Genomic DNA, 3,299 nt, shown 5'->3' with positions numbered 1-3,299 from the left:
TGGTCGAGGTTCAATACTTCCTCAATGAAGGCCCCGACAGTATTGGCCTGGAACTCGGGGGCGGAGACGGGTGGCAAGTCCGCTTTCTCGACCTTTGGGCTTACGGCATCGCCGGGCACAAGACCAGCGCCCGTCAATACGTCGAAAAGGTCCTCATCCTTGATCGCCCAGTGCGTTCGGCTAAGCTCCCAGTTACGAATGTCCAAGGCGGCTTGAAGGGGCTTGATCTGCTCAAAGGCAATCGGAGGCACACGGCCATCAAAGGTGGGCTCGATGTAAAGCACGCGGTCGTTGCGGAGCTTGACCTTCTTCAAACGCCCAACACGCATTGGTTCATTCGTGCCCTCATAGGCGAACAAGCAGGGCAGCTCCGTTAGAGCTTGGATCTGCGGGGACTTCAATTCCCGAAAGCTAACGGCAATATCGTCGCTCGTGTATTCGAGAAACCGGCTTAGCAGGTTGCGGAAATACACCCCGACGGAAGCAGCTTTTCTCCATTTACGCGGCCGCCGTCATTCAATCTTTCGCATTGTGCAATTTCAGTGCGAACCAACCTTTTTTAAAGCGGTGCGAGGTCGATTCTGGCCTCATTTCCGCCGTGTCCCGCCGCTATGGGCGGACTTCTGCCAGCGATCGCATGCGCACGAGGTTGAAGGCCGCCATGTTCAACACAAACATCTGGTCCACCTTCTTCAAACCGCGCACCATCACCTGACGCATGCGTCCCACGGTCTTGGCCCAGCCGAAACCTTGTTCGATCAACTTGCGCTTTTGCTGCGAAATGGCATAGCCCACGCTCGAGGCAATCGTATCGGGCACCGCCGAACGTCGCCCCGCGGTGTTTTGCGCAACGTGCGGTGTGACCTTCATCTGCTGGCACGCCTCGATGAATTCCTGGGCGTCGTAACCCTTGTCTGCACCCAACGTCACTTCTGCGTTCGGATCCTTTGCCGCTTGCCGCGCGTCGTGAACCATGATCTTCGCCGCTTCACGCTCGGCATGCCCGTCGGCGCGTGTCACGCGCGCATTGACCACTAGGCCGTGCCGGTTATCGGTCAGCGTATGGCCCATGTACCGCAATTCGCTGGCCGTTTTGCCTTTGCGATAGAGCCGCGCATCAGGGTCGGTTCTCGACTGATGTGTTTCGTTGCTGCGCTTCTCGCCCTTGAAGTCGCCCGCGCCATCACCATCGTTGTCCTGATCGTCACCGTTCTTGCGTACGAAGCTCTTGTGTCCGGCCCACGCCTGGATCAGCGTGCCGTCCACGCTGAAATGCTCGCCCGAAAGCAGACACTTTTTCTCGGCAATGGCCACCACTTCGTTGAAGAATTCGATGATCGCATCGTGCTTGATCAATCGCTCGCGGTTCTTCGTGAAGACCGTGGGCACCCACACCTCGTCATCCATTGCCAGGCCGATGAACCAGCGAAAAAGCAGGTTGTATTGCACCTGCTCCATCAGTTGGCGCTCGGAACGGATGCTGTAAAGCACCTGAATCAGCATGGCTCGCAGCAACTTCTCTGGCGCGATGCTCGGCCGCCCGCCCTTTATGTCGGATTCGTACATCTGGGCGAACAGTCGATCCATCTTCGCCAGCGCTTCGTTCGCCATCACGCGGATCGAACGCAACGGATGCGACTTCGGAACGAACTCATCCAGCTTGCGTACAGAAAACAGACTCTCGGTGAACGTGTCGGCGCCGCGCATGATCTCGATGTGGCAAGTGGAAGTCCATCTATCAACGTTTGACGAACTCTCCGCGATGACGTGTTTCAGCGGTACTTCAGCAACCTGTTAGTACTACTGTGTCATAAAACCAGTTGCGCACTCTATTGTTGTACAGGACGAATGCCATCGTTGCATGAGCCTTTGTCCAAGCAGGATGCGCAACGTAGCAATGGAATCAGGTACGTGGCGTTGAGCGCGCTGGACTGCCCCGGGGGATGTAATCCGGGGGAAGGGCAGGCAGCGCGCGTTCAAGGAAGTTTTTTTTACCACGCCCATCTGATTGTATTTTGAGTCGCTGAGCCATCAGAAACCCATACGCAGCGATACTCAGTGTGGCGTGATGGTGAAAGCCACGCCAGCCTCGCCCTTCATAATGACCGAGCCCGAACTCCTGCTTCAGGTCCTGATAGTCGCGCTCGATGCGCCAGCGCATTTTGGTCACGAAGACAAGCTGCTCGAGGCTCGCCTCCTCGGGTGCAGTAGTGAGAAAGTATTTGAGCGGCTCCGTATCGCCATCAGGCCATTCAATAAGCAACCATTCTTCGTCGCGAACGGTACTTCGCCAATAGTCGTGATGCGCGGGACGAACCCGTACGGCGGCAAAGCGTGAGGAAAGTGCGGCGTTGCTGCCTTCCCGCCAGGTTACGGTTTGCCAGGCGTTCGTGGGTAATTGCATGGCCAGTTCCTTCACCACGAGCGGTTTATGGCCGGGCGCACGGCGCAACAATTTCGGTGGCTGACCGCGGCCACTCCAGGGCTTGGGTGGAAGTGGCGCCGTACCGGGCGCCCACACGGAGGTGCCCGGCCGGATCCCTACCGCATACAACAAACCCAGTTCAGTTACGCTTTCCCGGAAAGCGGTTTCGTCGCCGTACCCGGCATCGGCAAGCACAATGCCCGGTGCAATGCCGGATGCTATAGCCTCGCGAAGCTGGGCCAGCGCAATCTGTGGCTTGGTCTGAAAAACCAGTTCGTCGGGAATGCCAGCGCGACGAGCACGTTCCCGGTCGTCAATCCATTCCTTGGGGACATACAGCTGCCAGGCAATTGGCAGGCTGCCGCGTTGCGTCGCGATCGACAGGCTCACGGCGATTTGGCAGTTATCCTGTTTGCCCAGTTGCCCACAGTATTGCCGCGCTACGCCGACCGAATGCTTGCCCTTCTTCGGGAAGCCCGTGTCGTCAATAATCCAGTAATAGCCAGCCTCTTCAGCAGCGTGCAGGCCTAACGCGGGCATCACCCATTCGCGTACCCGCTGCAGGACCGCTCGGTCAGACCATTCCGCCTTGGCCACAAAATGATGGAGTGATTGGTGTTTCGCGCTCGCGTGAAGTGGGTCAATATGCGCGGCCATCGGCTCGACGCTCTTGCGTGACAACGGCATTACCAAGCCCGAACAGTAACCCTTGAGGCCGGCATGACGATCGGCGTGCCCTAACGCCTGCGCCAGATGGTTCAGATACGCGTCAAATTCATCGACATCTTCTCTCATCGCGATCACCCGAAGTCTGTATTATTCAATAGTACCAGGTATCGCTTTTCTGCAAATGGATTTTTGTGACACAGTAAGA

The 3,299-nt window shown here is 57.3% G+C and carries 2 protein-coding genes and 1 pseudogene; all 3 read right to left on the bottom strand.

Annotated elements, in window-relative coordinates; genetic code table 11:
- A pseudogene (locus tag VJR68_RS17810) lies at positions 1-359 on the bottom strand (hypothetical protein); the annotation flags it as partial.
- A gap of 250 nt (positions 360-609) precedes the next feature.
- On the bottom strand, positions 610-1,707 hold the full coding sequence (locus tag VJR68_RS17805; RefSeq protein ID WP_324149892.1) for an IS5 family transposase: 1,098 nt from the start codon (positions 1,705-1,707) through the stop codon (positions 610-612).
- Between the two features lie 196 nt (positions 1,708-1,903).
- Entirely contained in the window at positions 1,904-3,220 is a 1,317-nt protein-coding gene (locus VJR68_RS17800) for an IS701 family transposase (protein WP_324149891.1), read from the bottom strand.
- Positions 3,221-3,299 lie beyond the last annotated feature (79 nt).

This window comes from Dyella sp. (assembly GCF_035277725.1).
GTDB lineage: Bacteria > Pseudomonadota > Gammaproteobacteria > Xanthomonadales > Rhodanobacteraceae > Dyella_B.
The sequence above is the reverse complement of the archived record's forward strand: the minus strand, read 5'-3'. Positions and strand labels throughout refer to the sequence as shown.